The following is a 25,200-nucleotide window of genomic DNA, read 5'->3' on the forward strand; positions in this document are numbered from 1 at the left end:
GAGGCCAATGGATGCGTCATTTGAATTCGCGCTAATCCGCCGGGGGTGTCATCGGGTATGGGTTTGACCGAAATAGAAAGCACAGCCGGCACGACGGATATCCTTCTGATAAACCTGAATGGATCCGTAGACAGGTTGAGGCTTCAGGAAAGGCAGTTTCGGCGGATCGGGATGACGTTCCGAAGGCTGGAGGCTGTCGATGGAGCTTTGCTGCCCGACGACGAATTCCGCAAGCACGCCTATTTGTGGGAACGTCCTCTAAGCCGGTCTGAAGTGGGCTGCCTGCTTAGCCATCAAGCGTGCTGGCAGCAGGTGACCAGGAGCGGCGTGAACACGCTGATCCTGGAAGACGACGTGGTGCTCGCCCCCGAGATCGCCGCCTTCCTGCGTCATGCCGCAGCGGTAAAAGGTGCCGTCGCGATCAATCTCGAAGCGCGTAGAGACTTGCGGCATCTGTCGACTGAACCCGTGACGCTCGAAGGGCTCGGGGATTGCCGCATCTTTGAGATGCTGATTGGAACGAGTGGCTCGGGAGCCTATTTTCTAACGCCCGATGCTGCAACCCGGCTCGTCGCGGATATCGGCCGCCGGGGTCCGATCGCCGACATCTATATCTGGAATGCTCGAGGGGTGAGGCGGTTGCAGGCCGATCCCGGCTTTGCCGCGCCTATGGATAAGATGCGTGGGATATTCGGCCGTCATCTGCCCCGCCTGGGAGCAACGACGATCACCCGGGACATGAGCCTTAGCCGGAAAATTAGCAACCCCAGGCTGCTCGTCCGTAGGGCCATTGGCCAGCTGCGACTTGCCAGCGCCAAGTGGAAATCGTTCGGGCATGCGGAGCGCCGGCGCGTGTCCCCGCTACCTTCGATCCATGCCAGCTATCAGGCGATTGTGGATGACAGCATCAACGAGCATGTTCCGGAACTGCAGGGCGAGTAACCGCGCGCGGGGCTCCCGTCATCCTGACCGGCTGCAGCACCGCGTGATGGGAACATCGGCGTTCATTGGCGCTGAGCCGGGCGCTGGATCTGAAAGGCACGGGTATCGCGTCAAAAAAGGGAGAGTGACATTAGGCCCAACGGAATGGGCATTCAGTCCAAATTGCTGGTCTTCACGACGCCAAATAACCTGGCGAAGGGAAGGCAGGGGCACATGGCGGAAAAACGGGCGATTGCTGTCAAAGACTGGTCGTGCGCCATGAGCGACGAGATTGGCCGCGTGGTCTTGGCTATAAACTCGACCGAAGGTGAAACGACCTACGTTCTTATGACAGTCTTCCAAGCGGCAAAGATGGCCCAGGAACTGCGGTCGCCGAAGCTGGTCCCCCGATACGACATGTAGCCGTTTGCGACCTGCCTCGTGTTCGTAAATCCAAAAGCGTTGGGGCTTGATCAATAGCCTTCACAGCAATTTGTGCACTGTCATCCTACGCGGTTGTCAGGCCATGCCGGCATATATTAGCAAAGACTTGTATTTGTTGACCCGCAGGCGGATAATATCGATCGGGCATTTGAGGACTGTCCGATGCGTTGGCCCCTGTTCGTCATCGCGCTCATTATTGGCTTCATTCTCTGGGACCGCTTCGAGAACGACGGCACCTACACCGCCGAAGTCGAGCGGAGTTTCCGTAACGCATCGTTGGACATGCCGGGAGGCGGCGGGTGGAAGCCTCCAGCCATCACTGTCAACCGCGACGCATTTAAATAAACCCTGAACGCCCTCGCAGGGCGAGTTGATGACAATCACGATATCCCCGGTTGGCCCGGCTAACGACGAGAGTCCATGCGCCGCCTCCCCACCCGCATGGGCCAAAATCCCATAGCCATTGTGCCGGCGAATTTTGCTTTGCCGCTCGACCGCCCTGCCTTAGCCTCGCTCTTCGTAACACCTTGCGAATAAGCCGATAGCCGGACCTTTATGCCGTGCCCCTGAAAGCCACCGCCCATATCGAGGCCATGTCCGCTTTCGCGCTGGCGAATTTCGGCGGCTATGACAGGCCGACATTGGCTCAAAACGAGAGCGCCTTCCCGCCTAGCCCAAGCGCAATCGAAGCCGGCCGCGACGCCGTGGCGCGCAGCCACCTTTACCCCGACCCGGACTGGACCTTGCTGCGCGACGCGATCGCCAGAGCGTATGGCGTCGAGCGCGATCTTATCCTGTGCGGCGCCGGCTCGATGGAGCTGATCGCCTGCACCATTGCGGCCTTCGGCGGTCCGGGCGCGGACGTGCTCGCCACAAGCTACGCCTATAATTTCGCCGCCTCGGCGGCCGCGCGCGTCGGGGCGACCTATGTCAAGGCGCAGGAGCGCGGCTTTGAGGTTTCTATCGACGCCATCCTGGCGGCGCTCACGCCAGCGACGCGCATCGTCTTCGTCTGCAACCCGGGCAACCCGACCGGCACGCGCATCACAAACTCCGAACTGCTGCGCCTGCGCGCGGCGCTTCCCGGCGATGTTCTCCTAATGATCGACCAGGCCTATGGCGAATTCGACGACCAGGATCCGCAGGCCGTTTTCGCGCTGGCCGGACGCGGCGACACCGTCGTCTTGCGCAGCCTGTCCAAGGCATACGGGCTGGCGGGCGCGCGCATCGGCTGGGGGTTGTTCGCGCCCCAGATCGCCGCCGAAGTGCGCAAGATGCAGAACTCCAACCAGGTCTCGACGGTGAGCCTCGCCATGGGCGTCGCGGCCGTTGAGGACCAGGCTTATATGCGTGCCATCGTGGCCCGTACGTCCGATATTCGCGATCGCTTCGCGCAAGGCCTGCGGGCGGCCGGCTACGAGGTCCCGGAAAGCCGGACGAATTTCGTCCTGGTCCGCTTTGCCGATAAGGCGGCAGCGGCGGCCGCCGACAACGCCTTGCGCGGCGCCGACATCATCGTGCGCGGCCTTACCGGTTACGGCCTGACGGATTGCCTGCGCATCACGATCGGGCCGCAGGACGTCATGGACCGCACGCTGCGCGCGCTCATTGCGCTGCGCGGCCGGCAATGCTGGTAAGGGCTTCATCCGAGGGGATTTCGAGACGTGACGTCAGACATGCCGTATCTGCCCGCCCGCGATTTCATCGGCTATGGCGAGCGGCCTCCGCAGGCTGAATGGCCGGGCGGCGCGAAGCTGGCGCTCAACATCGTCGTCAACTACGAGGAAGGTGCTGAATACTCGATCGGCGAAGGCGACGGCGTTTCCGAGACGATCCTGTCCGACCTTGCCGTGTCGCCCGCCGTGCCGGACATGCGCAACCGCAACATGGAATCGCTCTACGAATACGGCTCGCGCGTGGGCGTCTGGCGGCTGCTCTCGCTGTTCCAGGACAAGGGTGTTGTTCCCACCTTCTATGTCGTCGGGCGCGCGCTGGAGCTCAACCCCGCCGCCGGCAAGGCGATCGCAGCGCTTGGCAGCGACATCGTCTGCCATGGCTGGCGCTGGATCGACTACGCGCCGCTCAGTGAAGAGGAAGAGCGCCAACACATTGCCATGACGGTGGACACGGTCCGCGAGATCACCGGCATCGATCCGCTGGGCTGGTACACCGGCCGGCCAAGCCTCAACACCCGCCGGCTGGTGGTCGAGCATGGCGGCTTCCTGTTCGACTGCGACGACTACAACGACGACCTTCCCTATTTCGTCGATGTCGGCGCCAAACGGCATCTGGTCGTGCCGCACTCTTTCGACAACAACGACAGCCGTTTTGCGCGTGGTTCAGGCCTGGAGACCGGCAGCCAGTTCTTCGACTATGTCAGCGACGGCGTCGACTGGCTGCTGAAGGAGGGCCAAAGGACCCCGCGCATGATGACGGTGTCGCTGCATTGCCGGCTGGCGGCGCGTCCCGGCCGCATGATCGGGCTGGAGCGTTTTCTCGACAAGATCACCGCCAACCCAGACGTCTGGGTCTGCCGCCGCTCCGACCTTGCCCGCCACTGGCTGGGCCGCTTCGGCGGCTGAGCCAACCGGCGGCGGCGCCGCCAGTTCCCCTGACGACGGCCCTTACGACCGCAGCCGCTTGCCCTCCGGGTCGAAGGGCGGATGCGCGAGCAGCACCGCGTCATGCGGCCTGCCCAGAATGGCGACGGTCACCTTGTCGCCCGCCTTGGCGGTTCCCGCCTTGACGTAGCCCATCGCCAGCGACTGCTCGACGAAATAGCCATAGGCGCCTGACGACACCTGGCCGATCGGCGTGCCGTCCGGCAGGAAGATCGGCTCGCCGCCGGTGGCGTCGGCATCCTTGGTCGAGACCGAAAGCATGATCAGCTCGTCGCGCGCCGGCTTCTCGGCGACGGCGAGATAGGCTTCGCGGTTGAGGAAGTCCTTATCGGTCTTGATCAGGCGATCGAGCTTGACCTCCTGCGGCCAGTATTCCGGCGAGTATTCCCGGCTCCAGCTGCCATAGCCCTTCTCGACGCGTAGCGACATCAGCGCCCGCGAGCCAACCGGTCCGGCGCCGACTTCCGCGCCTGCCTTGAGCAGCGCGCGGTAGAGCTCCACCTGGTCGGCGGCCTGGCAGTGCAGCTCCCAGCCGAGATCGCCGGTGAAGGAGACCCTCAGCGCCACGACGTCGAGGCCGGCGACAGTGATCTGGCGCGAGCGCATGAACGGGAAGGCCTCGTTCGACAGGTCGTCATTGGTGAGCCGCTGCAGCAGTTCGCGTGATTTCGGCCCGGCGACGTTGAAGCCGCCGAGATCCTCGGTGCGCGAGCGGAAGGTCGTGCCTTCCGGCAGCGGCACCGACTTGAAGAAGCGCTGATGAAAACGCTCGGCCATGCCCGAGCCGATCACCATGAACTCGTCCTCCGCCAGCCTGGTCACGGTGAAGTCGCCGGCAATGCCGCCGCGCTTGCCGATCAGCGGCGTGAGACAGGAGTTGCCGACCTTGGTCGGCATACGGTTGGCGAAGATCGCGTTGAGCCAGGCTTCCGCGCCTGGGCCCTTCACTTCGTATTTGGCGAAATTGGAGATGTCGATGATGCCGGCATGCTCGCGCAGCATGCGCGCCTCGCGGCCCACCGGCCCCCACCAGTTCTGCCGCGTGAAGCCGACCGTTTCCTCGCGCGGCTCGCCTTCCGCGGCGAACCACAGCGGATGCTCCCAGCCGAAATTGAGGCCGAAGACGGCGCCCATCTCCTTCTGCATTTCATAGGCTGGCCGCGTCCGCACCGGTCGGCCCGCGGCGCGCTCCTCGTTCGGGAAATGGATCTTGAAGCGGTGGCTGTACTGGTCCTGCACGCGCGCCTTGGTGAAGGCCTTGCCGGCCCAATGGCCGAAGCGCGCCATGTCCCAGCCGAACATGTCGAGCGAAGGCTCGCCCTCGATCATCCACTCGGCCGCGAGCTTGCCCATGCCGCCCGATTGCGAGAAACCGGGAATGATGCCGTTGCAGCAGAAATAGTTGCTGAGCTCGGGCGCCGGCCCGAACAGCACCGCGCTGTCCGGCGACCAGATCATCGGGCCGTTGATCACCTTCTTGACGCCGGCGGTGGCGGCCGCAGGCACACGCTGAACGGCGCGCATCATGTTTTCCTCGATGCGGTCGATATCGTCGGGAAACAGTTCGTGGCCGAAATCCAGCGGTGTGCCTGCCTCGGCCCAGAATTTCATGTTGCGCTCATAGGCGCCGATGAGCAGCCCGAGGCCTTCCTGGCGCAGGTAATATTCGCCGTCGCGATCGGCGACCGACGGCAGGCGCCGGCCCATCGAGGCGATTTCGGGAATGGTCTCGGTGACGAAATACTGGTGCTCGGTCGGGATCAGCGGCAGCTGCAAGCCGGCCATGGCGGCGACCTCCCTGCCCCACAGTCCAGCGGCGTTGACCACCCATTGCGCGCGGATATCGCCCTTCGGCGTGCGCACGATCCAGCTACCGTCAGCCTGCGCCTCGGTCGCTGTCACCGGCGTGAAGCGATGGATCTCCGCGCCGCGCTGGCGCGCGCCCGCGGCGTAGGCGGCGGTGACGCCCGACGGATCGACATTGCCGCCCTCCGGCTCATACATGATGCAGCGTATGCCGTCGAAATCGACCAGCGGATGCAGCCGCTCCGCCTCGTCGCGGCCGACCTCGTAAAAATTCATCTTGTAGCGCCGCGCCTTGGCTTCCTGGAGCCTCAGCTGATGCTCGCGCGCCTCGGTCTGGGCGAGATAGAGCGAGCCCGGCTGGAAGATGCCGCAGCCCTGGCCGGTCTCGGCCTCCAGGTCCTTGTAGAGCGCCATCGTATAATGCTGCAGGCGGCTGATGTTGGTGGAATCATGCAGGCCGTGGATGTTGGCCGCAGCGTGCCATGTCGAACCCGAGGTCAGCTCGCTGCGCTCCAGAAGCACGACATCCGTCCAACCGAACTTGGCGAGGTGATAGAGGATCGAGCAGCCGATCAGACCGCCGCCAATGACAACGGCTTGTGCATGAGTACGCATAGTTGAGCTTTCTTCCCTTGGTTCGGCGACTTGTTTGGCGCTCTCTTGCAGCGCTTTTGGTATTTCATTTAGCTGACTGATCAAGCGCAGTCGCCGGCTAAGTCAGGGGCGCAAAAAGCGCCCCTGACCATTGCTTTGATTGACCTGGTTTCAGGCCTTGTCCAACCAGACCTTGTCCAGTTGCAGTTCGAAAGTCTGATGCATGCCGAGGTTCTTCACGTAAGGGGCATGGTGGCGGTAGAGCGAGCGCCAGAACGCCTGGACCAGAATGCCGGAGTCCTGCAGGATGAACTCCACCTCCTTCATGAGCTCCTTGCGCTTCTCGGGATCGGCGACGGCCATCGCCGCGTTGAGCTTCTTGTCGAACTCCGGATTGGCGTAGCCCGACTCGTTCCAGGCCTCGCCGCTGCGATAGGCGATCGCCAGCACCTGCACGCCGAGCGGCCGCATGCCCCAGTCGGTGGTTGACCACGGATATTTCGTCCAGTCGTTCCAGAACGAGGAGCCCGGAATGATGGTGCGCTTGACCTTGAAGCCGGCGTCGCGCATCTGCGCGGCGACGACGTCGGCCGGGTCCTTCACATAGTCGGCATCGTAGGAGATCAGCTCGAACTCGTGATCCGTCTGGCCGGCCTCGGCCATCAGCGCCTTTGCCTTTGCGAGGTCGCGCGGAACTTTCGGCAGCGCGTAGTATTCCGGATGGATCTGGCAGACATGGTGGTTTTCGGCGACCTGGCCGAGGCCGCTATAGCCGAGCTTCAACACGGTCTCGTTGTCGACTGCGAGCTGGATGGCGTTGCGCACCCGCTTGTCGTCGTAAGGCTTGTTGGTCACGTTGGTGCGCAACACGATGGTGCCGGCGGTGACCACTTGCTCCTTGACCAGGCCCATGCTGTCATAGAGATCGACCGTGCCGCCGACCGTCTGGTAGTTGCAGTCGATCTCGCCGGCCTCGAAGGCGCTGCCGATGGCCGGGTTCGAGGCGTCCGATCCGTAATCGGTCCAGTCGACGCCGTCGAGATAGGGCTCGCCGCCGAACCAGGTGAAGTCCTTGCGCCGCCGCACCGAGGCCGATTCACCGACCTTGTAGGAGATCAGCTCATAGGGGCCGGTGCCGGGCGTCTTGAGCATGTCGGCGCCGCTCTTGTCGAAGTCGCGATGGACGATGACCGCCGGATAGTCGGAAAAGCCCGGGATAATGGTGACGTCCGACTGGTTGCATTTCAGCTTCACCGTATGGTCGTCGACCTTGGTGATGGCGCCGGCGGCGGCCTTCTTGGTGGTCGCATCGATCAGCGAGCCCATGCGGCCGGCCATCGAATTGCCCTCGGCCGCCTTATCGCACCAGCGTGCGATGTTGTAGGCGATGTCGTCGGCGTTGAAGTCGTCGCCGTTCGACCATTTCACGCCCTTGCGCAGGTGCAGCGTGTATTCGGTGGCGTCGTCGCTCACCTCCCAGCTCTCGACCAGATGGCCCTCGAAGGTGAAGTCGGTGGTGTAGCGGATCATGTAGTCATTGCACTGGCGCATGACATTGGCGATTTCCGACCAGTCCCAGCTGCGCGGATCCTTCATGTCTTTGATGATCATCTGCATCTTCAGGATGCCGCCCTTCTTGCCGGGCAAGGGTGCGGCGGCCTTGGCCGGCTCGATCCCCGCCATCGAATAGGCGAGCGCCGTGGAAGCGCCCATCACGCTTGCCATGGCCAGGAATTCGCGGCGGTCCATGCCGCCCTTTTTGACTTCGGCTGCGTAGCTTTCGATGATCGCCGGGACGCGGTCACCGTTGCTCTTGAACATTGTCATCGTTGTTCTCCGGTTCAGGGCTTTTTGCCCGTTGCATTCCCCTTGCGGCACGCATGTTAGGGGCGATGCAAAAATCCCGGAAGGGCTCGATCCTTCACAAACCGCAGAAAGCCGGCCGCTGAGGCCTAAAAAAACAATGCCATTGGCTCGCCAAATTTTTGAAGGCGGAACAGAGCTACGGTCGTGCCGCGTCTTCCCTGGCCCTGGACAGGATCCATTCCCTGACCGTACGCGCGATGTTTCCCTTCGAAAGCTGGCTCTCGGTTAGATAGTAGTTCCAGGGGCTTGGCGGCCGTATGGGAAACGGCTCGACGAGCAGCCCGCGATCCATGTAGGCGTGTGAGAGCGAACGCTGCGTGGCGACCAGGCCTGCGCCCATGGCGGCGAGCTCAAGCGCGATGTTGGAGGCGTTGGTCGACAAGCCCTTGTCATGGTCCTCCATATCGACACCGAGCGCCTCAGTGACAACCTGCCAGTATTCCTGGCGGCCATGCACGAAGATCCAGTCCACCTTGAGCATGTCCTGCGGCGTCTTCAGCGCATGCTCGCCCTCGAGCATGCTCGGGGCGCAGAGCAGGACCAGCTCGTCGTTCCAGAGCGGAATGGCCGCGGGCGGCCGGTCGTCGAAGCGCCGCGTCGAGATGGTGATGTCGGCGATCTGCTCGCTGATGTCCTCCCAGATCGTGCCGTGCAGCACGATCTCGATCTCAGGATGCTTTTTCCGGAACGCGGCCATGCAGCCGGCCAGCCAGTTCTCGGCAAGACTCATCGGGCAGGAAACGACCACGGTGCGGTTGCGCGAGGAAGCGACGATCGCCTCGGTCGCCTGGTCGATCTGGTCGAGCGCCTGGCGCAAGGTCGGCAGGAAGGCCTCCCCCATCTCGGTCAGCTTCAGACTGCGCGGATAGCGGATGAAGAGCTGCCGGCCGATATAGTGTTCGAGCGCGCGCACATGCGTGCTGACCGCGGCTTGCGTGTAGCCCAGTTCCTTGGCCGCCGTGGTGAAGCTCAAATGGCGGGCCGAACTCTCGAACGAACGGATATAGTTCAAGGGGGGTGGCGGCTTCATCCCGGTCTCCAGCTGCGTAGTCGGCATAGCTATCGCATGGGCAATCGGCCTTTCAATCGCAGACAAGCGACATGGCATCAATATTTTTGGTCAAAGCCGCCAAACTAATCGCGTGCCTGCGCGATGAACCCAATTTATTGATGTTGTGAAGAGACAGGGGAGAGAAGCGCGTGGCTGTGCCGTCGTACCGGCGTGAGGGGCCTGTCGTCAGCTCCGATACATTCACGCGTTTGGCCGATTTCGTGCTGCGGCGTCCCGCTTCCGTCTTCCCTCAGCCGGTGCTTGAACAGGCCCGTTACCTTCTGCTCGACACGCTCGGCATCGCCGCCGCCGCCGGACCGATGGAAGCAGGCCGGATTGCCCGCGATGCCGCCGTGCTGCTCTACGGTTCGAACGATCTGCAATACTCGGCCCGGATGCTCTTCGACGGGCGTCGCGCTAGCATCGCAGGCGCGGCTTACGCGGTCGCCACGCAGACAGACAACCTTGATGGCCATGACGGCTATAGCCCGACCAAGGGCCATATCGGCGTCGCGGTGATGCCGGCGCTTGCAGCGCTTGCGGAAGCAAGGCCCGACCTCAGCGGGCCGGAAGCGCTGGCGTCGCTGGTCATCGGCTACGAAGTCGCCGGCCGGGCCGGCATAGCCTTGCATGCAACGGTCAGCGACTATCATACGTCCGGCGCCTGGAATGCCTTGGGCGTGGCGGCGATCGCGGCACGGCTGCGGCGTCTCGACGAAACGCAATTGCGCGAGGCGCTCGGCATTGCCGAGTATCACGGCCCGCGCAGCCAGATGATGCGAGAGATCGCCACGCCCACGATGTTGCATGACGGCTCCGGCCCCGGTGCCCTCATCGGCCTCTCGGCGGCGGTGCTGGCCGAACGCGGCTTCACCGGAGCGCCGGCGATCACAGTGGAGGCGCCGGAAGTCGCGACGCATTGGCAGGACCTCGGCGTTTTCTGGCAATCATTGCATCAGTATGTGAAGCCTTATCCGATCTGCCGCTGGGCGCATGCGGCGATCGACGCGGTGCGCGGACTTTGCGTGGCGCATAATCTCGCCCCCTCCGACATCGCCCATGTCCAGGTCAACAGCTTCCATTATGCGGCCACGCTGTTCGACGGCATGCCGGACACGACCTCCAAAGCGCAGTACAGCCTGCGCTTCGCCGTCGCGACCTTCATCATCCACCGGCGCATCGGGCTGGAGCATATTTCCGGTGCCGGCCTCGCCGATGCCGCGGTCGCCGACATGCTCACCCGCATCACGGTGACCGAAAGCGAGCGCCACAGCGCCCGCTTCCCGGCCGGCCGCTGGGCCGACGTCGTCATCACGACCAACGATGGACGCGTGCTGATGTCGGGCGACGTGCATGCGCGCGGCGGCCCGGAAGCGCCGATGACCAAGCAGGACGTCGAGGCCAAATACGTGGAATTCGCCGCGCCCGTGCTCGGGTCCGGCCGCGCCGCGGCGATCCGCGACGCGGTGCTTTCGCTCGACGACCGCGACAGCCGCTTCTCCGATCTCTCGGCGCTGCTCTACGATCCTCCCACGACTTCGAGCTGAGCGCGCAATGCCCCTCAGGCTTCTGAAATACGGTCTCAGCAGGGACTATCCGGTCAGCGGCGACATCCCGGCAACGCCCGAGCTGAAGCCGGCCTACGACGTCGTCATCATCGGCGGCGGCGGGCATGGACTGTCCTGCGCGCATCATCTTGCCAAATACCACGGCATAAAGAGCGTGGCAGTGCTGGAAAAAGGCTATCTCGCTGGCGGCAACACGGCGCGCAACACCACCACCATCCGCTCCAACTACATCACGCCGGAAGGCATCGCCTTCTACAAGGAGGGCGTCGAGCTGTTCGAGCGGCTGTCGCAAGAGCTCGATTTCAACGTCATGTTCTCGCAGCGGGGGCAGCTCACGCTTGCGCATACCGAGGCGACGATGCGCAGCTTCCACATGCGCGCAGAAATGGGCAAGCACATGGGCACGCGCACCGAGGTCGTCGACCAGAAGGGCGTCGAGGAGCTCTGCCCGCTCATCAACATGGACTATGGCGGTCCGCTCGAAATCCTCGGCGGGCTCTGGCATGCCGATGGCGGAACGGCGCGCCACGATGCCGTCGCCTGGGGCTATGCCGCGCAGGCGTCGCGGCGCGGCGCGGAGATCCACCAGCGCACCGAAGTGCAGGGCTTCGAGATTGTCGGCGACCGCGTCCAGGTCGTCAAAACGAACAGGGGCCGCATCGCCTGCGGCCAGGTGCTGATCGCCACCGGCGGCATGAATTACGACGTAGCGCTGATGGCCGGCGTCGAGCTTCCCATCCGCTGCTATCCGCTGCAAGCGATGGTGACCCAACCCTTAAAGCCCTGGCTGCACACGTTGGTCTCGTCGGTCTCGCTGCACACCTATCTCGTCCAGTCATCGCGCGGCGAGGTCGTCATCGGCGGCGGCTCCGATCCCTACCAGCTCTACTCGACGCGCTCGACGCTCGACATGAAGGAGCACCTCGCCGAGGGCGCCGTCCACCTCTTCCCTTTTCTGCAAGGCGTGCGGCTGCTGAGACAATGGGCCGGCATCACCGACATGACGCCGGATTACAGCCCGATCATGGGTGCTAGCCCACTCACCAATCTCTGGCTCGATTGCGGCTGGGGCACCTGGGGCTTCAAGGCGACTCCTGTCGCCGGCAAGCGCATGGCACAGACCATCGCCGACGGCCGCGTGCCCGACATCCTGAAACCCTTTGCATTGGAGCGGTTCGAGACCTTCAGGCTGCTCAATGAAATGGGGGCGACCGCGGCGAGCCACTGACCGATGAAACTGCTTACCTGCCCCATGAACGGCCCGCGCAACATCGACGAGTTCCAGTCTTTCGGCCCGGTGCGCGCGAGGCCCGACCCGAACGCAACTGCCGACAGGGACTGGTCGCGGCATCTGTTTCGCGCCGAGAACCGCAAAGGCGTCGTGGTCGAGTGGTGGCGGCACGTGCCGAGCAACTATTTCTTCCTGGCCGAGCGCGATCTCGTCAGCAACGAGATCATCCGCACCTTCGACGCATCCGAACTGCGGGACCGCGCATGAACCGGCTGCCCGCCCCTTTCGGAAGCCGGATCGATCGAAGCCGCCGCATCCGCTTCACCTTCGAGGGCAAGCCCTTCGAAGGCTATGAAGGCGACAGCATCGCCAGCGCGCTCGCCGCTTCCGGCCAATGGGCGCTGTCGCGCTCGTTCAAATATCACCGTCCTCGCGGCATCCTGTCGATGACCGGAGCCGACGCCAACGCGCTGTTGCAACTGCCGTCCGAACCGAACGTCGCGGCCGAGCGCACGCCGATCAGCGAAGGGCTGCGGGTCAGCGCGCAGAACGTCAACGGCTCGCTCGAGCGCGACCGCGACGCCATCATGGACAGGTTTGGCCGCTTCCTGCCGGTCGGCTTCTACTATCGTACCTTCATGGGGCCGCGCCGCGACAGCTGGCTGAAATTCTGGGAGCCGATGATCCGCCGCAAGGCGGGCCTCGGCGTGGTCGACACCAAGGCTCCGCACCGGCATTTCGACAAGACGCATCTGCATTGCGACGTGCTCGTCGTCGGCGCCGGACCGGCGGGATTGAGCGCCGCGATTGCCGCCGCCGAGGCCGGTGCCGACGTGGTGCTGTGTGACGAGAACCCCGAGATCGGCGGCGCGCTGAGCTATGGCCGGTACGATCCGGCCATCCTCTCCGGCCTGTGGTCGCGGCTGGAGACGCTGCCCAATCTCAAGGTGCTGACCGGCACCGTCTGCAATGGCTGGTACGAAGACAATTGGCTGCCGCTGATCCAGGGCGATCGACTCCATCGGACACGCGCCCGGGAGGTGATCCTTGCGACTGGCGCCATCGAGCAGCCGGCCGTCTTCCGCAACAACGACCTGCCGGGAATCATGCTCGGCGGCGCCGCACAGCGCTTGATCCGGCACTATGGCGTGCGGCCCGGTCAGAGCGCCGTGGTGCTGGCGGCCAACGACGAGGGCTACCGGACGGCGCTCGATCTGCTGGACGCAGGCGTGTCGGTCGTCGAGCTTGTCGATCCGCGATCCGCTGATGAGGCCGGTCCGCTGGAAGCCGAACTCCGCGGCAAGGGAGTCGCCATCCGCAAAGGCGCGACTATCGAGGCGGCGGAAGGCACGGCCGGAAATCGTCACCTCGCCCGCGTCCGTGTCGGCGGAAGCTGGATCGGCTGCGAGCTGCTGACGGTTTCGATCGGCCAGGCGCCAGCGTGGCAGTTGCCGTGTCAGGCCGGCGGCAAGGTCGGCTACGACGCCGCCACGCAGATGATGACGATCACGCTGCCGCAAGGTCCGGTCCATCTCGCCGGCTCCGTTGCCGGCACGGACGAGATCGAGGATGCCGTCGCCAGCGGCCGGCGCGCGGCGGCAGCCGCGCTTTCGCAACTCGGCCATGCAGCGGCGGTAGAACCTCCGGCCACACCGAAGAGCGCCCGGCCACGCTATGTGCAGCCGATCGTCGCCGATCGCAAGGGACGCGACTTCGTCGATTTCGACGAGGATCTGCAGGTCAAGGATCTGCAGAACGCGACCAAGGACGGCTATCGCGAGATCGAGCTGGTCAAGCGCTTCACCACTGTCGGCATGGGCCCGAGCCAGGGACGCCATTCGGCGCTGGCGACCGCCCGGATCGTCGCGGAGGCAACCGGCCGGACGATCGGCGAGATCGGCATCACCACGGCGCGTCCTCCGGTGGGGCCGGAAACGCTCGGCGTGCTCGCAGGCCATCACGAAGTGCTGGAGCGCCGCACGGCGCTGCATGCGCGGCACATCGCGCTGAACGCCGCGATGTGGCCGGTCGGCGCCTGGTGGCGGCCCTATCATTACGGCAGCGCAACCAAGGCTGAGGAAGCCGTCCACGAGGAAATCCTGGCCGTGCGCGAGGGCGTCGGCCTGCTCGACGTCTCGACGCTCGGCAAGCTGGAGATCCGCGGGCCGGACGCCGGCGAGTTTCTCGACCGCCTCTATACGATGGCGCATGCCAACCAGCCGGTGGGCCGCGTCCGCTACTGCCTGATGCTCAACGAGATGGGCTCGGTGATCGACGATGGTGTCGCCTATAGGATGGCGCAGGACCAGTTCTACGTGACGGCAACCACCGGAGCCGTCGCGCGCGTCTATGCCGACATGCTGTTCTGGAATGCCGAGTGGCGCCTGAAGGTCGACGTGCTCAACCTCACCGGCGCCTTCTCAGGCCTCAACGTCACCGGACCCAAGGCGCGCATGGTGCTTGAGGCGCTGGACAGCGACATCGATTTCAGCCGCGACGCCTTCCCTTATCTCAGTGGCCGGGAAGGCACCCTCGCTGGGGTGCCGGTCCGCGTGATGCGCATCGGCTTCACCGGCGAGCTCAGCTACGAATTGCATTGCCCCTCGAGCCTGGCGCCCGCACTTTGGGACGCGGTGATGGCCGCCGGCAAGCCGCATGGCCTGCGCCCCTACGGACTGGAAGCGTCGCGCATATTGCGCCTGGAGAAAGGCCACATCCTGATCGGCCAGGACACGGATGCGATCACCACGCCCGATGAGCTCGGCTTCGGCTGGGCCGTGTCGAAGAAGAAGCTGTTCTTCGTCGGCAAGCGCTCCATCGAGATGCGTGCGAGGCTCGGCCAGACCCGCAAGCTGGTCGGCCTGCAATTCCCCGCCGGCGCCCGCAACATTCCCGGCGAGAGCTGCCTGGTGCTGCGCGGCGGCATGCCTGTCGGCCAGATCACCTCGGTGGGATACTCACCATCGCTAGGGACACACATCGCGCTCGCCTATGTCCATGTCGACGACCAGGCCGAAGGCAGCAGCGTGACGGTGAAGTGCCGCAACGGCGAGCTGGTCGAAGCTCCGGTCGTCGCCCACGCCTTCTTCGACCCGACCAACGCGCGGCAGGAGATCTAGATGGCCGCCGGCACCGCTGCTCGCATCTACCCCTTCATGCCCGGCGGCGCGGCCGACGGCACGAAGCTGGTTTCCGGCGCGATCATGCTGAGCGACCTCACCGACCGCCCGCGTTTCGGCCTGAAGGGCGGCGGCAGCGCCGACTGGCTTGCCGCGCAGGGCTTGACGCTGCCCGCCGTCAACCGCATCGGCGACCATCGCGGCATGCGGATCCTGCGCCTCGGCAACGAGGATATCCTGCTTCTGGCCGAAGACGCGGGCGAGACGCTCGCCCAGGTCAAGGCCGCCTGGCAGGCGGCGCCGGCGCCAAAAGGTTACTCGTCATGGCGCGAGGAAGGCTGGGCATGGACGCGCCTTTCCGGTCCTCGCCTTGCCGAAGCGATGAGCGCGCTTTGCGCGCTGGACCTGAGACCGCAAAAATTCGGCGCCGACGACATCGCTCAGACCCGCGTCGGCCATATCGAAGCCGTGACGTTTCGTTCGCCGAAGGGTTTCGACATACTCTTCGACATCACCGCTTCGGCCTACTTCGCCCGCGCCGTCGCGGCCGTGGCCGGCCACACAGCATAGAGGATAGCCATGACCCGCCCGCAAGGAACCATCGCCCCGATCCTGACGCCGTTCGAAGACGACGGCCGCATTGCGCGCGACCTCTGGATATCCCACGCCAAATGGGTGCTCGGTCAGGGCGCGCATTTCCTCTCGCCTTTCGGCACGACGGGCGAAGCGCTCTCGGTGTCCTTGCGCGAGCGCATGCAGGCGCTGGAATGGCTGGTCGAGGCCGGCATCGCGCCGGACCGGCTGATGCCCGGCACCGGCGTCACCGCCCTGCCCGAAACGGTCGAATTGTCGGCGCATGCCGTCGGCCTCGGCTGCGCCGCGGTCATGGTGCTGCCGTCCTTCTTCTACACCGGCGCCGGCGACAACGGTCAGGCGCGCTACTACAGCGAGCTGATCGAGAAGGTGGCAAAGCCTTCGATGCGCGTCATCCTCTACCACATCCCGCAGAATTCCGGCGTACCGGTCAGCCCCGCCCAGACGGCGCGATTGAGCAAGGCGTTCCCGAACACCGTCGTCGCCTACAAGGACAGCGCCGGCGACTGGAACAACACCGCTGCCGTCATCGCCGCCGCGCCCGATATTTCCGTCTTCCCGAGCTCCGAGGCGCAGCTCACCAAGGGTCTCGCCAGCGGCGCCGCCGGCTGCATTTCGGCGACCGTCAATTTGAACGCCGCCGCCATCCGCCGCCTCTATGACGCGGCCAAGAAGGGCGAGGACGTCACCGAGGCGGATGCCGCTATCAAGGCCTTCCGGAAGGTGATCCAGGATGCCGGGCTGATCCCGGCGATGAAGGCGGTGCTTGCGGTCAAGTCCGGCGACCGGCGGTGGCTGAACCTGCGCGCGCCGCATGAGAATGCGACGCTGGAAAACGGCAGGGTTTTGCTTGCCGCCCTCGGCAGCGCCGCCGACCATATCCGCCATAGCTGAGGTTGCGATGTCGGCGCGCCCAACAATCATCCTGCACACCGACAAACCGGCCGGCGCGGTTGCCGTTCTCGCCGAGACGCATCCTGACCTCGAAGTCCATGCCTGCGACACCTATGCCGGCCTCCCCGCTTTGATCGAGCGGACCGCGGCGGAAGTGGTCTATTCGATCCGCTTCGACGGCACGCCGCGCTACCCGCGCCAAGCCCTTGTCGAAAGCCCGACGGTCAAATGGGTGTCGATCGGCGGCTCCGGCACCGACCACCTCGGGCGCTGGGACCCGGCGCATGTGACCGTGACGAACTCGGCCGGCGTCGCTGCCGGCATGCTCGCCGAATATGCGCTCGGCGCCATGCTTTCCTTCTCGCTCGATCTGCGCGGCTTCGAACGCCGCCAGCAGGCCCGCCAATGGGGTGGCGGCCGCGTCGAGCCGATCGAGGGCAAGACCGTCTTGATCCTCGGCCTCGGCAAGACCGGCGAAGCCGTCGCGCGCCGCGCGCGGGCGATGGGCATGCACACGCTGGGCATCCGCGCGCGGCCGAAGCCGATGCCGTCGCTCGACGAGGTTCACGGCCCCGACGCGCTGCTGGCACTGATCGGCCGCGCCGATTTCATCGTCTGCTGCGTGCCCCTGCTGCCGACAACGCGCGGCCTGCTTGGCGAGGCCGCCTTCGCCGCGATGAAACCGTCCGCCGTGCTCGTCGACATTTCGCGCGGCGGCGTCGTCGAGGAAGCCGCATTGCTCAGTGCGCTCGACAATGGGCAGATCAAGGGCGCGGCGCTCGATGTCTTCGCGACCGAGCCGCTGCCGGCGGAGCATCCGCTCTGGGGCTACGACAAAGTCGCCGTCACGCCGCATTGCGCGGCGGTCTATGACGGCTGGGACATAAGGTCGGTGCGCATGTTCGCCGACAATCTGGCGCGCTACCGCAAAGGCGAGCCGCTGGAGAATGTGGTCAATCCGGGACGCGGGTACTGAAAGCAATTCCAGGAAAAGTGCGCAGCGGTTTTCCGTCCGGAATTGCGAGAACAAGAATCGAAGGGGAATGCTATGTCACAGGACAGGCGTGGCGGTGGCCGCCGATCGAAGCTCGGACGTAGTGGCGGCGGCATCGCGCAACTGCCGTGGCAGAGCGTGAAAAATCCCTACCCCCCGATGCAGCTCCTCGACGAAGAGCGCATGGATCAGTTGCACAAGACGTCGATGCGCATCCTCTCGGAGCTCGGCATTCGCGTCATGAGCGAGAAGGTGATGGACCTGTTCGCGAGGGCCGGCGCCATTGTCGACCGCGACAGCAACACCATTCGCATCGACGAGAGCATCGTCACCGAAGCCCTGAGCAACGTTCCCTCGTCCTTCACGCTGACCAGCCGCAATCCCGACAAGCAGGTCCATCTCGGCGACAATTCGCTGGTTTTCGGCCTGGTCGCCGGTCCGCCCAACGTGCATGACCGCATCAACGGCCGCCGTCCAGGCAACCTCCCCGACTACCAGAACTTCATCCGGCTGGCGCACCACTTCAACGCCATCCACATCATCGGCAACCAGGTGGTGGCGCCGATCGAATTGCCGGCCAATTCGCGCCATCTCGACACCTACCACGCCAATCTGACGCTGAGCGACCTCTCCTTCCATTGCACCGCGATCGGTCGCGCCCGCGCCATGGACGGGATCAAGATGATGGCCATCGCGCGCGGCATCTCGGTCGAGGAAATGCGCGCCTCGCCCGGCGTGACCACGATCATCTCGATCAACTCGCCGCGCCTGTTCGACGACGCGATGGCCGAAGGCCTGATCGCCATGGCCGAGCACGGCCAGCCGGTGACCGTCACGCCCTTCACGCTGATGGGGGCGATGACGCCGGTGACGCTTGCCGCAGCGCTCTGCCAGCAGAATGCCGAGGCGTTGTTTGGCATCACGCTGACGCAGCTCGTCAATCCCGGCACGCCGGTGATGTACGGCGCCTTCACCTCCAATGTCGACATGAAGTCCGGCGCGCCCGCTTTCGGCACGCCGGAAAATGCCAAGGCCAACATCATCGCCGGGCAGTTGGCGCGACGCTACAACCTGCCCTACCGCACCTCCAACGCGAACGCTTCCAACGTCGTCGACCTACAGGCGGCCTATGAGACCGAGATGGCGACCTGGGGCGCGGTGCTGGGCGGCGCCAATCTGATCTATCACGCGGCCGGCTGGCTGGAGGGTGGCCTGACGGCGTCCTACGAAAAGCTCGTGCTCGACGTCGAGATCCTGCAGAACATGATGGAGTTCCTGCGGCCGCTGCCGTTCCAGGAGGACGACCTCGGCTTCGAGGCGATCAAATCGGTGCCGGCCGGCGGTCATTTCTTCGGCGCCGAGCACACCATGTCGCGCTACACCACCGCGTTCTACCAACCGATGCTCTCCAACTGGCAAAACCATGGCGCCTGGGAGGAGGCCGGCGGCAAGGACGCGCTGGAGCGGGCGACCGAGCTCTGGCAGCAGGCCCTGCACGACTATGAGGAGCCGGTCACGGATCCCGCGATCCGCGAGGAACTCGACGCCTATGTCGCGCGCCGCCGCGAAGAGATCGCCGCCAATCCGGAAACTTAGGAAACTACTTGATGCCTTATGATCTCGTCATCCGCCACGCGACGCTGATCGCCGGCGACGGCTCGAAATCCTTCCAAGCCGACATCGCTGTCACCGGCGACCGCATCACCGCCATCGGCCGGCTCGACGACGCGCGAGGCAGCGAAGAGATCGACGCAAAGGGCAAGGTGGTCGCGCCCGGCTTCATCGACGTGCATACGCATGACGACGGCGCGCTGCTGGCGCCGGGCGGCATGGACCCGAAGATCAGCCAAGGCGTGACGACGGTGATCGCTGGCAATTGCGGCGTCAGCCTTGCGCCGCTGCTGCTCGACAAGACCCCACCGCCGCCCTTCACGCTGGTCGGCGGCCGCGAGAATTTCCGCTTCGACCGCTTTGCCGACTATGTCGCCGAACTAAAGCGCCGCGGCATTGCCACCAACGCGGCCCTGCTCGTCGGCCACACCACCTTGCGCCAACGCTGCATGCCGGTGACCGACCGGCCGGCCAACGACGCGGAAACGAGGGCGATGCAGGACGCGGTTGCCGAGGCGATGGCGGATGGAGCGTTCGGCCTCAGCACCGGGCTCGACTACCCGCCGGCCGTCAACTCGTCGACCGAGGAGGTCAAGGCGCTGGCCGCCACGGCGGCGGGCCTTGGCGGGCCCTATGTCACCCACACGCGCAACTATTTCGAGACGATGGACGAGGCGATCGAGGAAGCGATCGACATCGCCGATCATGCTGGCGGCAAGCTTTTCATCTCGCACCACCAGTGCACCGGGCGCGCCAATTTCGGCAAGAGCCTCCCATCTCTGGAGCGGATCGACCGGGCGCGCGACACGATGGATATCGGCATGGACGTCTACCCCTACGCCGCGAGTTCGACCGTGCTGCGGCTGGAGCGCTGCGACACCGGCCTGAAGATCCTCATCACCTGGTCCGATCCGCATCCGGAAATGGCGAGGCGCGAGATCGCCGACATCGCGCGCGAATGGAACTGCACCGAGCGCGAGGCCGGTCAGCGCCTGCTGCCGGCCGGAGCGGTCTACTTCCAGCTCGACGAGGACGATGTTCGCAACATCATCGCCCATCCGCGCACAATGATCGGCTCCGACGGCCTGCCGCACGACATCCACCCGCATCCGCGCCTGTGGGGCACATTTCCGCGCGTGCTTGGGCACTATGCTCGCGATGTTGGTCTGTTCAGCCTCGAGGAAGCCATGTTCCGCATGACGGGACTGCCCGCGAAGGAGTTCGGCATCGCTGAGCGCGGGCTGCTGGCTGAAGGCAACTTCGCCGATCTCGTCATCTTCGATCCCGAGACGATCATCGACACCGCCACCTTCGAGGAACCGCGTCGGCCCGCCGCCGGCATCGAGCACGTCTTCGTCAACGGCGTATCGGTGTGGCGCGGCGGCCGAGCGACGGGCGCGCTGCCGGGCTCGGTCCTGAAACCCTCGGCTTCAAAGCCGATCGTCAGAGGCGCATGCGGCTGCGGCGCCGATCACAGCGCCTCGTAAATCCGATCGACCGATTCCAGCGTGTAGGCGAACTCCACCGGCCGCGTGCAGCGCCAGCCCTCGAAGGGCTGGCCAGCAAGCGCCTTCAGTGCTTCGTGCAGACGCAGGATGCCGCCGCCATAGAGCCGGTTCGCCATGTCGAGCATGCCGGTGCGGTGCATGGTTTCGGTCATGCTGCCGCAGGCGTCCTTGACCAGCCAGACGCGAAAACCCTGATAGACGGCGTCGAACACGCTTTCCGTCACGCAGCTGTCGGTCAGCACCCCGGCGACAACAAGGTTTTCAACCCCGAGCGCGGCGAGCCGTTGCGACAGATCGGTCCGGCGGAAGGCGCTCGGCCAGTGCTTGTGGATGACGATATCGCCGGGCAGCACCGCCACCTCGGCGCAGATATCCGCGCCTTCGCTGCCTGCGACGGCGGAGCGGAATTCCTCGGTCAGGATTTCCTCCTGCCGCGCATAGCCGTCGCGTTCCTCCGGCTTCACCCAGGCCTGCGCATGGATGACCGGCACGCGAGCCTTGCGGGCGGCTTCGATCAGCGCAGCGGCATTGGCGAGCACCGCGTCATAGCCGACGACCGGCCAAGCCGCGCCCGGGCGGTATTCATTCTGCAGGTCGATGACGAGCAGGGCGGTCTTGGTAAGATTCATGGCTGATCCGGGGAATTGTCGAAATCGGTGACGAAACGCAGGAGCAGCCGGATCGCCTGATCGAGATCGGCGATCTCCATCGCTTCATACGGATTGTGGCTGCCATTCTCGTTGCGCACGAAGAGCATCGCTGTCGGAATGCCGGCGCCGGCAAAGGTTGCCGCGTCGTGCCCCGCTCCGCTCGGCACATGCGGCGCTCGCATCTGCAATTCGGTCGCGGCGTGATCCAGGCCCGCGATCCACGCAGGTGACATCGTCGCCGGCTCCCAAGTAAAGCGCGGGCCGAGCTCGAAGGTGACGCCGCGCCTGGCGCCTACTTCAGCGAAAATCTCATGCAGCCTTGCCTCGACACGATCCAGGATGGCTGCTTCGGCGCTGCGTACGTCCAGCGTGAAGCCAAGCTCCCCCAGAACCCGGCTGCCGCCATGCTGCGTCGGATCGGATTGAACCCGGCCGAAGGTGATGGTGGCCTCATGCCTTTCGTGTTCGAGCGCATCCCATTCGATCTCAAGCGCGGCAACAAGATCGGCAAAGCCGAGCACGGCGTCATGCCGGGCAAAGCGCGGCTCGGCGCCGGAATGAGCGTAAGCGCCAAGGCACTTCGCATCGACATAGCGGAACCCGCCGGCAATGCCGGTGACGATGCCGACCGGCGCCCCCGCGGCGACGAGGCGCGGTCCCTGCTCGATATGGACTTCGACGAAGGCCGCGATCCGGTTGGCATCAATCCCCGGAACCCCGCGCTGCACGGCGTCGGGGTCGAATCCTTCTTCCCGCATGTGATCGGCCAGCGTGCGGCCGCTGTCCGAGCGCCTGGCTTCGAGCGCCTGGGTATCGAGTAGACCAAGCGCCGCCTGGCTGCCCGGATAGGACAGCGGAAACCAAACCGCTTCCTCCGCGCGCGTCACAAGCACGATGAGATCGCGCTGCAATCGGACGCCTTGAGCCACCAGTTCAGCCATCACGGCCAGCCCGGCCACGACGCCGGCGGCCCCGTCGAAATTGCCGCCATGCGCCACGCTGTCGAGATGCGAGCCGATGACGATCGCCGGCAGGTTCGGATCGTGGCCGCTGAGCGTCAGGTAGAGGTTGCCGGCCGCGTCGACGCGCGCAACCGCGCCGAGCTTCTGCGCTTCCTCGCGCACGAGGTTGTGGGCGAAGCGTTCGCCCGGCCCGTAGGCGACGCGCGTGACGCCGGGCGCATCGGTCGTGGCTTCAGCGAGCGCATCCAGGATGCGCCCCGCCAGTTCACCCCCGGCCGTAAGGGCGGCGCCGTTCATGAAGCAACCTTGCCGGCTTCGGGCGAGACGTTGCGCAGCCGCTGCGGCGTGAGATCGTCCGAGGAAACGCCTTGCCTCGCGACATCGTCCGGCAGCCCACCGCCGGCGATCAGGCTGGCGCAGATGCGCGACAGCGCCGGCGAGGTCTTGATGCCGTAGCCGCCCTGCCCGACCAGCCAGACGAAATCCGGAAATTCGTCATCCGGCCCGACCACGGGTGAGCCGTCGGCGACGAAGGTCCGCAAGCCTGCCCAGGAACGCGACACGCGCTGCACCTCGATCGTCGTTGCCCGTTCCAGACGCTCGGCGCCGATCGCGACATCGATGTCTTCTGGATAGGCGTCCATCGGCTCCGACGGCGTCGCATCGGCCGGCGAGACGAACAGCTGCCCGGCATCCGGCTTGAAATAGAATTCCGCGCCGACGTCGTTGACCAGCGGCCAGTCGGCAATGTCGACACCCGCGGGTGCGGGAATGTTGAAGGCGGTGCGGCGCTTGGGCTGCAGACCGACCGGACGCACACCCGCCATCGCCGCGATCTCGTCGCCCCAGGCGCCGGCCGCATTGACGATCACCGGCGCGAGGAATGGTCCCGCTTCGGTCTCCACCCGCCACTGGCCGCCATGCCTGCCGATGCCCCTCACCCCGGCCTTGGTGACGATGCGCGCGCCCCGCGCTCGCGCGCCGCGCAGAAAACCCTGGTGCAGGCCGTTGACATCGATGTCCATGGAGTGCGGTTCGATGTAAGCGCCGGCAAGATAGTCCCGGCGCAGCACCGGCACGCGCGCGATCGCCTCGTCCGGCGTCATTTCAACGATGGAGGGGACCAGGGCCTGCGCTGCCGCAAGGTCCTCACGTAGGAGATCGAGTTGGTCGGCGCGCGCCACCGTGATCATGCCGCGCTTGCTAAGCAGCGGATAATCGCAAAAACCCGTGGGGGGCTCAGTCAGGAAGGCGCGGCTGGCCAGCACGATGCGACGGATGACGCCGTTGCCGTAATTCTCGGTGAAGCTTGCCGCCGAACGCCCCGTGGTGTGGTAGCCGCAATGGCTCTCCCGCTCGAGCAGCACGACCTTCCTGTCACGCGAAACCTCGAAGGCTGCACCCGCGCCGGCCATGCCGCCGCCGATAATAATGATTTCAGTTTGTTCGCTCATGGATCTCCCAAAACTGATCCGCGCGGCACGGCAGGCGACTCGCCCAATCGGCCGCGATGTGCGCGATCGCGGGCGCCTCGCCCTTCGGCCAGATTCGCGGCTGGCGAATTCTCCGCGGCGCAATCCCGCAATGCGAGGTCGGTGACAAAAGGCACCGGCTTGCCGGCGATCTCCATGCCCTTCAGCCGCGCCCACACGGCGCGCCGCTTGCGCACCTGATGCGACTGCAATTCGCTGATTTCGGCAATGCCGCTCTCGCGCTTGATCTCCAGCACGCCGGCTTCGACGGTCGCATCGAACAGCGCCCGTCCCCGCTCAGTCCGCACGATGATGGCGTTGAGCGGTTCATCCTCGACCGCCGGTCCGCCGTTCAGCCAGGCATCCGACACCGCGATATCCGCTACTTGGCCGATCGCGTCGGGACAAATCTTGCAGCGCGGCTGGATCATCCATTTGTCCTCGTCTTCCCAGAGCTGCCGGTAGCTGATCTCGAAGGCGTGGCCGTCCTTGGTTTCGATGCGGTTGAGGCCGGGATTGCCGTGGCCCCGGTAGCGGAAGAGCGCGAGCTCATCCTCGCTCAATCCGAAACGCTGCAGCACCTGCTCCGACTTGGTGAGGTCCGAGGCGCCGCCGCAGACGAAGGCGAGCGCATAGCGCATATGCTCGTCAACGCGCGGATCGAGCGGCGCCAGGTTGCGCACGGCCGTGATGTCGCAAGGTTTGGCAATCAGCGCGAAGGGCTCGCCGCGGTCGAGAACGTCGTTGAAATCCACCAGGGTCGCCGCCGGCCCATAGCGCGAGCCGGCGCCTTCGACCACGGAGGCCGCGTCGAAGCTCAGCCGGCGTTCCGTGCGCATCGGCATCGAGCGCGAAGCCGCGACATGCAGCACGAACTTGACGCGCCCCGAGTTGACCAGGAATTGGCCAAGCGCCGTCAGAGTGCCGCCGCCGGAGCCGACGAACCGGACCATAGGGTCAGCCGCGCGACCGAGTACAAGCCGTTCGACAGGCCCCCAGACCGTTTCCGCCAACGCAGCCTCGCTTATCTGCGCTGGTGGCGGACCGGCGATGCGCGTTCCCGGGCAAACGGCGTTGATCTTCGCCAATGTCGGCTTGTCCAATGCCTTTCGTGCCACCGGCCGCTCGCGCCCTTCCGGTGTCATCACCATCTCGACGTCGCGCCCGGCCGTCGACCGGCAGAGGCCGCAGCCGATGCAAAGACCGTTCTCGACGATCTCGCCGAGCGACAGCGGATCGGCCGCGAGCGGCGCCGTGTCCTGGCTGCATCTGGTCTCGATCGGGCCCATCGATG

21 protein-coding genes are annotated in these 25,200 nt (G+C 65.2%); 14 read left to right on the forward strand and 7 right to left on the reverse strand.

Annotated features, from left to right (window positions below):
• Nucleotides 1-57 precede the first annotated feature (57 nt).
• The 5 genes from CK230_RS01050 (at nt 58) to CK230_RS01070 (ending at nt 3,947) form a co-directional block, all read left to right on the forward strand.
• Nucleotides 58-942 carry a glycosyltransferase family 25 protein gene (locus CK230_RS01050; protein WP_095815361.1) on the forward strand — a complete coding sequence of 295 codons (885 nt, stop codon included), beginning with the start codon at nt 58-60 and terminating at the stop codon, nt 940-942.
• A 144-nt stretch (nt 943-1,086) separates the two neighbouring features.
• A complete protein-coding gene (locus tag CK230_RS01055) occupies nt 1,087-1,344 on the forward strand; it encodes a hypothetical protein (protein ID WP_176479978.1) in 258 nt (85 codons plus the stop codon).
• A gap of 183 nt (nt 1,345-1,527) precedes the next feature.
• On the forward strand, nt 1,528-1,710 hold the full coding sequence (locus CK230_RS01060; protein ID WP_095815362.1) for a hypothetical protein: 183 nt from the start codon (nt 1,528-1,530) through the stop codon (nt 1,708-1,710).
• Between the two features lie 215 nt (nt 1,711-1,925).
• On the forward strand, nt 1,926-3,002 hold the full coding sequence (locus CK230_RS01065) for a histidinol-phosphate transaminase (RefSeq protein WP_245429777.1): 1,077 nt from the start codon (nt 1,926-1,928) through the stop codon (nt 3,000-3,002).
• Nucleotides 3,003-3,041: 39 nt separating this feature from the next.
• On the forward strand, nt 3,042-3,947 hold the full coding sequence (locus tag CK230_RS01070) for an allantoinase PuuE (RefSeq protein WP_095815363.1): 906 nt from the start codon (nt 3,042-3,044) through the stop codon (nt 3,945-3,947).
• A gap of 42 nt (nt 3,948-3,989) precedes the next feature.
• Here the strand turns inward: CK230_RS01070 and CK230_RS01075 are convergent, their stop codons facing one another.
• The 3 genes from CK230_RS01075 to CK230_RS01085 form a co-directional block, all read right to left on the reverse strand.
• Nucleotides 3,990-6,407, reverse strand: coding sequence for an FAD-dependent oxidoreductase (locus tag CK230_RS01075; RefSeq protein WP_095815364.1), 2,418 nt, complete (start codon nt 6,405-6,407; stop codon nt 3,990-3,992).
• 150 nt (nt 6,408-6,557) lie between these two features.
• Entirely contained in the window at nt 6,558-8,213 is a 1,656-nt protein-coding gene (locus CK230_RS01080; protein WP_095815365.1) for an ABC transporter substrate-binding protein, read from the reverse strand.
• A gap of 175 nt (nt 8,214-8,388) precedes the next feature.
• Entirely contained in the window at nt 8,389-9,282 is an 894-nt protein-coding gene (locus tag CK230_RS01085) for a LysR substrate-binding domain-containing protein (protein WP_095815807.1), read from the reverse strand.
• 170 nt (nt 9,283-9,452) lie between these two features.
• Between CK230_RS01085 and CK230_RS01090 the strand changes: the two genes are divergently transcribed.
• The 9 genes from CK230_RS01090 to CK230_RS01130 all read left to right on the forward strand — a co-directional run bounded on the left by CK230_RS01090 (nt 9,453) and on the right by CK230_RS01130 (nt 20,801).
• Complete coding sequence (locus CK230_RS01090) at nt 9,453-10,850, forward strand: MmgE/PrpD family protein (protein ID WP_245429778.1); 1,398 nt, start codon at nt 9,453-9,455, stop codon at nt 10,848-10,850.
• Between the two features lie 7 nt (nt 10,851-10,857).
• Nucleotides 10,858-12,099 carry an FAD-dependent oxidoreductase gene (locus CK230_RS01095; RefSeq protein WP_095815366.1) on the forward strand — a complete coding sequence of 414 codons (1,242 nt, stop codon included), beginning with the start codon at nt 10,858-10,860 and terminating at the stop codon, nt 12,097-12,099.
• 3 nt (nt 12,100-12,102) lie between these two features.
• Entirely contained in the window at nt 12,103-12,369 is a 267-nt protein-coding gene (locus tag CK230_RS01100) for a sarcosine oxidase subunit delta (protein ID WP_095815367.1), read from the forward strand.
• Complete coding sequence (locus tag CK230_RS01105) at nt 12,366-15,221, forward strand: 2Fe-2S iron-sulfur cluster-binding protein (protein ID WP_095815368.1); 2,856 nt, start codon at nt 12,366-12,368, stop codon at nt 15,219-15,221. Before CK230_RS01100 ends, CK230_RS01105 begins: the two co-directional genes overlap by 4 nt.
• Nucleotides 15,222-15,791 carry a hypothetical protein gene (locus CK230_RS01110; RefSeq protein WP_095815369.1) on the forward strand — a complete coding sequence of 190 codons (570 nt, stop codon included), beginning with the start codon at nt 15,222-15,224 and terminating at the stop codon, nt 15,789-15,791.
• Nucleotides 15,792-15,800: 9 nt separating this feature from the next.
• Entirely contained in the window at nt 15,801-16,709 is a 909-nt protein-coding gene (locus CK230_RS01115) for a dihydrodipicolinate synthase family protein (protein ID WP_095815370.1), read from the forward strand.
• A gap of 7 nt (nt 16,710-16,716) precedes the next feature.
• Nucleotides 16,717-17,685, forward strand: a complete 969-nt coding sequence (locus CK230_RS01120; protein ID WP_095815371.1) for a D-2-hydroxyacid dehydrogenase — start codon at nt 16,717-16,719, stop codon at nt 17,683-17,685.
• Nucleotides 17,686-17,757: 72 nt separating this feature from the next.
• Nucleotides 17,758-19,299 (forward strand): trimethylamine methyltransferase family protein, encoded by a 1,542-nt coding sequence (locus CK230_RS01125; RefSeq protein ID WP_095815372.1) that lies wholly within the window; start codon nt 17,758-17,760, stop codon nt 19,297-19,299.
• An 11-nt stretch (nt 19,300-19,310) separates the two neighbouring features.
• The gene (locus tag CK230_RS01130) at nt 19,311-20,801 is read left to right on the forward strand and encodes a D-aminoacylase (RefSeq protein ID WP_095815373.1); all 1,491 of its coding nucleotides are present in this window, start codon (nt 19,311-19,313) and stop codon (nt 20,799-20,801) included.
• Here the strand turns inward: CK230_RS01130 and CK230_RS01135 are convergent.
• Genes CK230_RS01135 through CK230_RS01150 form a run of 4 tightly spaced genes read right to left on the reverse strand, consistent with a single transcriptional unit; the run spans nt 20,786 to nt 25,195 of the window.
• Nucleotides 20,786-21,451 (reverse strand): isochorismatase family cysteine hydrolase, encoded by a 666-nt coding sequence (locus tag CK230_RS01135; protein ID WP_095815374.1) that lies wholly within the window; start codon nt 21,449-21,451, stop codon nt 20,786-20,788. The genes CK230_RS01130 and CK230_RS01135 overlap by 16 nt on opposite strands.
• Nucleotides 21,448-22,731 (reverse strand): Zn-dependent hydrolase, encoded by a 1,284-nt coding sequence (locus tag CK230_RS01140; protein WP_095815375.1) that lies wholly within the window; start codon nt 22,729-22,731, stop codon nt 21,448-21,450. Before CK230_RS01140 ends, CK230_RS01135 begins: the two co-directional genes overlap by 4 nt.
• Nucleotides 22,728-23,888 (reverse strand): FAD-binding oxidoreductase, encoded by a 1,161-nt coding sequence (locus tag CK230_RS01145; protein ID WP_095815376.1) that lies wholly within the window; start codon nt 23,886-23,888, stop codon nt 22,728-22,730. The genes CK230_RS01140 and CK230_RS01145 overlap by 4 nt, the downstream gene beginning before the upstream one ends.
• On the reverse strand, nt 23,885-25,195 hold the full coding sequence (locus CK230_RS01150) for a Coenzyme F420 hydrogenase/dehydrogenase, beta subunit C-terminal domain (RefSeq protein WP_095815377.1): 1,311 nt from the start codon (nt 25,193-25,195) through the stop codon (nt 23,885-23,887). The genes CK230_RS01145 and CK230_RS01150 overlap by 4 nt, the downstream gene beginning before the upstream one ends.
• Nucleotides 25,196-25,200: the final 5 nt, after the last annotated feature.

This window comes from Mesorhizobium sp. WSM3859, assembly GCF_002295065.1.
GTDB lineage: Bacteria > Pseudomonadota > Alphaproteobacteria > Rhizobiales > Rhizobiaceae > Mesorhizobium.